General features: G+C 37.2%; 6 protein-coding genes and 1 pseudogene. 6 read left to right on the plus strand and 1 reads right to left on the minus strand.

Annotated features, from left to right (window positions below; genetic code table 11):
• Nucleotides 1-5: 5 nt before the first annotated feature.
• The 5 genes and pseudogenes from PSF16_RS16315 to PSF16_RS16330 all read left to right on the plus strand — a co-directional run bounded on the left by PSF16_RS16315 (nucleotide 6) and on the right by PSF16_RS16330 (nucleotide 2,869).
• Nucleotides 6-530, plus strand: a complete 525-nt coding sequence (locus PSF16_RS16315; RefSeq protein WP_006659243.1) for a Dps family protein — start codon at nucleotides 6-8, stop codon at nucleotides 528-530.
• A gap of 79 nt (nucleotides 531-609) precedes the next feature.
• Nucleotides 610-792 (plus strand): annotated as a pseudogene (locus tag PSF16_RS17475) (hypothetical protein); the annotation flags it as partial.
• A gap of 127 nt (nucleotides 793-919) precedes the next feature.
• Nucleotides 920-1,381 carry a hypothetical protein gene (locus PSF16_RS16320; protein WP_272689686.1) on the plus strand — a complete coding sequence of 154 codons (462 nt, stop codon included), beginning with the start codon at nucleotides 920-922 and terminating at the stop codon, nucleotides 1,379-1,381.
• A gap of 272 nt (nucleotides 1,382-1,653) precedes the next feature.
• Nucleotides 1,654-2,400, plus strand: coding sequence for a hypothetical protein (locus PSF16_RS16325; protein WP_272516572.1), 747 nt, complete (start codon nucleotides 1,654-1,656; stop codon nucleotides 2,398-2,400).
• A 109-nt stretch (nucleotides 2,401-2,509) separates the two neighbouring features.
• Nucleotides 2,510-2,869 (plus strand): MmcQ/YjbR family DNA-binding protein, encoded by a 360-nt coding sequence (locus PSF16_RS16330; protein WP_272689687.1) that lies wholly within the window; start codon nucleotides 2,510-2,512, stop codon nucleotides 2,867-2,869.
• An 88-nt stretch (nucleotides 2,870-2,957) separates the two neighbouring features.
• On the opposite strand, the gene ivy is transcribed toward PSF16_RS16330, so the two are convergent.
• Nucleotides 2,958-3,404, minus strand: coding sequence for an Ivy family C-type lysozyme inhibitor (gene ivy / locus PSF16_RS16335; RefSeq protein ID WP_036960318.1), 447 nt, complete (start codon nucleotides 3,402-3,404; stop codon nucleotides 2,958-2,960).
• A 154-nt stretch (nucleotides 3,405-3,558) separates the two neighbouring features.
• On the opposite strand from ivy, the gene PSF16_RS16340 reads away from it, so the two are divergent.
• On the plus strand, nucleotides 3,559-5,561 hold a 2,003-nt coding region (locus tag PSF16_RS16340; protein ID WP_272689688.1), incomplete at its 3' end, for a phage tail length tape measure family protein.

Below are 5,561 nucleotides of genomic sequence, written 5' to 3' on the forward strand. Positions count from 1 at the left end.
TAATTATGAGTAAAGCTAAAGAACTACAAATTCGCCCACTTAAAACGCCAACAGATTTATCTCCAAAAGCAACAAAAGATATCAGTGGAGCAATGAATGCAATTTTGGCTGATATTTTTGCTATTTATTTAAAAACTAAAAACTTTCATTGGCACATGAGTGGTCCACATTTCCGCGATTATCATTTATTACTTGATGAACAAAGTGAACAACTATACTCCATGACAGACCCTATAGCTGAAAGAGTTCGTAAAATAGGTGGTGTGACTATACGTTCTATAGGGCAAATATCAAAAATGCAAAGGATTAGCGATAACAATGCGGAATACGTAGAACCTTTAGATATGCTTGCTGAGCTTTGTGAAGATAATAAAATGTTGGCTTCAGAATTTCGAAAAGCACATGAAGTATGCGCAGAACATGGCGATTATTCCACTACAAGCCTAATAGAAAACTGGATTGATGAAACAGAACGCCGTGTCTGGTTTTTATTCGAGGCTTGTCGAGAAGCTAAAACGTCCGGTCATTAATGTAAAATTTATGTAGTTAAGCGAGTTTAATACTAGAGGGCTTCTAAATCAGAAGCCCTCTTTGTGATTAAGAATATGGTTAGAAGTGTCAGCAAATAAAATTGGTCGTATTGCAAACAAGAACGGATTGAAAACTGACGAATTCGGTAAGTTCTTTTTGGACAAGTCAGCTTACTCATCAAAGCAGGTTGAAGCGTTTCGTTATAATGAGAACGGTATTAGCGCGTTACGCCATATTATTCACGGGAAGGAAGTTGCCTAACCTACACATAGCCCAAGGATGAGCTTGCATTCTAGATCACATAATTATTTTTAACTAAAGAGTTCGATTATGTGTAGTAAAGCTATTCAGGTATATTCAGGGGGCTAATTTATTAATGAGGTTAAAGATGATTAAGTATATTTGCGCCCTGTTTATTTTATTTTCTGGATATACCCTGTCTGCTAATAACGAGAATGATATGGGGTTATATCGAGATAATAACTATAATATTTTGGCTTTGGCGGGAAAGTATAACTGTGGAGTTTATTCCATACCTGATGACCTTAGTGATAGCAATAGATATAACGGAGTGCAAATCGGGACTGTTAAGTTGGAAGTAACTCCGCATGCAGATTATAACAATGCAATGATAAATATAATCTTTGATACAGGGGTAGTTATAACATCACCAAAGCTTGAGTTGCTTTCAACTGATGCTAAAGCTACTGTGTATTTTAGTGAAAATTCAGGGGTTACATTTGCTTATATGATATACGACAGAATGGGTATTAAAGTTATTTTGCACAATAGCAACAAAGGTCAAGAAATTAGTGTCGGTTTAGCTGATTGCAAATACGAAAACAGTTGACCCGTCTATAGGTAATAGATTTATTTTAAAAAAACATGAATAGATGAGAGTGACATCAAAAATTTGAAGGAATGGAACCCAATGAATACCAGAGATTTCTAGAGTCTCTAGAAGTCACACAAGAAGAGATTGCTAATATTCGTAACTTGTAATGTACATGTGCTCAACTATAAATAGTGTTAATAATCCACTCCGGTGGGTTTTTTATTGCCTGAAATTTGCATCTATCCTAATATCCATTGGACTTAAATTAAACTTATTAAGGCAATGGAATGAATAAATTACTAGCGTGCTTTTTGAGCGTATCGATTTTAAGTTCTGCTGGGTGCGTAACTGCGGCGGTTTGGGATTCGAACACGGCAAAAGAGACCAATATAAGGGAACGTGTTGATTTAAAAGATAATATTGTATCTGCTTTTGAATATAAAGATATTAGTGTTAAAAATAAACTAACTAATCAAAAATTAAAAGAGATTGAGCTTCCTACTTCAGGTTATGGTTTTTTAGGTGATAAATATATTTATATACTGACGAATGGTTCTGCTGAATTAATGAAATTAAATGAGTTGGTTAAAGTAATTCCATTGTCAGCATTTAATAACCCGGAGGGAGTTATTAGAATCGAGATAAAGCCAGATGAGCGCAGAGAAGGACTAGTAAAATTTAATGACAGTTACTTTGTTTATATAGATAAAAAGTACAGGTTAAGTCCAGAACAAGAGAAAAGCCTTAAGGATTTTGGTTTTAGTGAGAGGCGATTTGATAATGATAAGTCATGGGTTAAAACAATCCCGCTAAGTGGATATTTATTTGATAGGAATGGAATAACTCTTCCATTAGTACCCAATGCTAAGCTAAATCAATCATATAAGGTTGAGTTTTATACTACAGAGGAATACACATCACTTAGTGCTGGTAAATTGGCTGGTAATGTCATGATTACACCATTTACTATTGCTGCTGATATTATTGCAACGCCAATATTACTTATACTGTATGCAAATTACGTCAATAAGTAATAAAAAGTAGCAAAAGTATTGATTGGGTCGCTTATGCGACCTTTTTGTTTGCTTCAATTTGCACTCCCACTAAGTTAGCATAACTAAAACTTATTCGTGGGATGGTGAGATGAACAAAAATGAACTTATGGAATATATCCAGAGTAATTATGGTGCTGTCGCTGAGTATCCATGGGCTAAGTTTCCTAGTTACATCATTTATAGGCATAAAAATAACTCAAAATGGTTTGCTGCCATTCTGACAATATCATCAAAGAAGTTATATGAAAGCGAGAGTGATGAGATGGTAGATATTATAAACCTTAAATCACCTCCTGAATTAGTTGGTTCGTTGAGGTTAAAGAAAGGGGTATATCCAGCATATCACATGAATAAAGAGCACTGGATTACTATAAAGTTGGGCAGTGGATTTCCTGAAGATGAGCTTAAAGTGTTGATTGATGAGAGTTACAAATTGACTGCAAAGTAATTAATCTAGCCCGTCCTTGGGCTTCTATTTTAACGCCATTCTATTGGCATTGGTGGGCTAATTCTGAAAATAACTACTTTAAGTTTAATTACTTATAGTTAAAATCATTAGGGTGATTATCTAGGCTGCCCGTAAGTGCTGCAAATAAAACCGTTTTCCCATCGATTGATAAATCATCGGTGATATTAAACCAGAGTAAATCCTCAGTATTGTTCTTTTCATCATTTGAAGAGAATACACCTGCCATAACATTCTTTTCTTTAGAGTACATAATCGCAATTCGCTCTGCTGGGCAATTGTGAGGTTTGCACGCTGTTGCTACTTGGTATTCATTACCGTTTAAAGTCACAGTATTTGATGGGGATTCAGTACCACCAGTTAAGACCCATGATGGGAGGTCGTTATTTTTTACAACTTGAAGGAATGCTGTTTTAGTCTTTGCATCACTAGCTAACTTACTGATAGTTAACTCGTTTCCAGCATGAGCATTGGCTGCGATGAAAAGGGCTGCGATGAGTGTCAATTTTCTAAGCATGTTAATAATCCTTTGTGTGTTTAAAGGTTATCTGGTTAGTGATGAATGTTGGAAAATGAAATTCTAGAATAATATGGCGTTAATTTAAATAAAAGTTACATACAAGCTAATTTAACCACCTATGAGTGTTTTTTTTATATCTGGAGAAAGGTAAATGGCAGATATAGCAACCATCTCGCTTAAAGCTGATACGTCTGATTTAGAGCGTGGGACTCAAAAATTAAAGGAGTTTGGCAGCACAGCAGAAAAGGTAAATGGCTCAGCTCAAGACCTGAACGAACAATTTAAACGCGGCGTTGATAACCAGAAAAAAGCAGCTCAAGCTGCGGAGAAACAGCGTAAAGAGCTTCATGAGTTACTTAATCAGCTGAACCCTACAAATAAAGCTTTTGAACGATTAGATGACTGGCAGACAAAGCTTGTAGCAGCAAGTAAAAAAGGGTTACTTCCCAAAGATCAATTCAAAGATTATAGCAGCATATTAGACCAAACTAGAGATAAGCTGCAAAGAATGCACATGTCTCTGACTGCAGAAGGGCAAGCATTATTAGCTCAGGAGGCTGCAACGAATAAAGCAAAGCAAGCCGCAGATGAATTCTTACAATCTCTTAAAAATCAGACGGATTTTATAGGAAAAACCAAAACTGAAATTTTAGAGTTGAAAGCAGCGCAAATGGGAGTTTCGCAACAAGCTGCGCCAATGATTGCCAAGCTGAAAGAACAAGAAAAAGCATTCTTAAATGGTTCAATCACGATTGGTCAATATCGAAACGCTATGCGTCAGTTACCCGCTCAAATGACGGATATTGTCACATCGTTGGCATCTGGGATGCCTGTATGGATGGTGATGATACAGCAAGGTGGTCAGATAAAAGATTCCTTCGGTGGTATAGGAAACTCATTGAAGGCGTTAGCATCGCTAATTACCCCAGCAAGAGTTGCAATGTTTGGATTTGTTGGTGCCGCTTCTGCGGTAGCTCTTGCTGCATATCAAGGCTCTAAGGAATTTAGTGAATATAACAAGCAACTGATTCTTACTGGTAGGTATGCAGGGAAGACTGCGGCACAACTGGATACTCTTGTTAGAAACTTATCAGGAAATGGTATTACCCAGTATGGTATGGCTGATGCTATATCAAAAGTTGTTGGCTCAGGGGGATTCTCCGGCGATACAGTTGAGATGGTTTCTAAAACAGCAGCCGCAATCGAAAAGGCTGTTGGTCAGTCAGTTGATGAAACAATCAAGCAATTTCAGCGTTTAAAAGAGGAGCCAGTTAAAGCTGTTACTGAACTAGATAAATCCCTTCACTTTTTAACGGCTACTCAGTTAGAGCAAATAATGGCACTGCAAGAGCAGGGGAAGGAGCATGAGGTTGCAAAGATAGCAATGGAGTCTTATGCCAATGCAATGCAGGAGCGTAGTCAGCAAATTGAAAACAACTTAGGTTTTTTAGAATCAGCTTGGAAAGGCGTTAAGGAAATGGCGAGCGATGCATGGGATGCAATGCTTAATATAGGACGAGAAAGAACGCTAGACCAAAAGATTAAAGACTATGAAGAGAAACTTCTTGAGTTCCAGTTAGACCCTGCTGCTAAAGGACTGCATCATTATAAAACAGGTCAGACACCTGAAGATTTAAGGCGAGAACTGGATTTACTAAACGAAGAAAAGTTTCAGAGGGATATAGAGAATGCGAGAAAAGAGGCGGCTAGAAAACAGGAAGAGGTTAAAAAGTCACAGATTTTGGCTGATGAAGCATTAAGGCGAGAATATGAGACCGCGGAGGAGAAACACCAACGCAAATTAAGTGAAATAAAAAATAAAGAATACGCTTCTCAGGCTGTAAAGGATAAAGCGATTCGTCGTGAAAAGGAACGGTATGAGAAAGAAAAACTGAGAGGGAAAAAGAAACCTACAGCATATCGACCTGACTATGGCACTCGTGCGGATGAGTCAGCCAATGAAGCTCTCGTTTCTCTACAGGCTCAACTTAAAGTATTAAAAGAGCATAAAACTGTTGCTGATGTGATTAGCTCAGAGCGTAAAAAGCTTTGGGATATGGAAGCCAAAATAGCTGTATTAGAAGAAGCAAAAGCGACACGTAAGCTTACCAATGATGAGCAATCGTTATTGGCTAAAAAAGAATATGTATTAGC

It is taken from the genome of Providencia sp. PROV033 (assembly GCF_028484855.1).
Lineage (GTDB): Bacteria > Pseudomonadota > Gammaproteobacteria > Enterobacterales > Enterobacteriaceae > Providencia > Providencia alcalifaciens.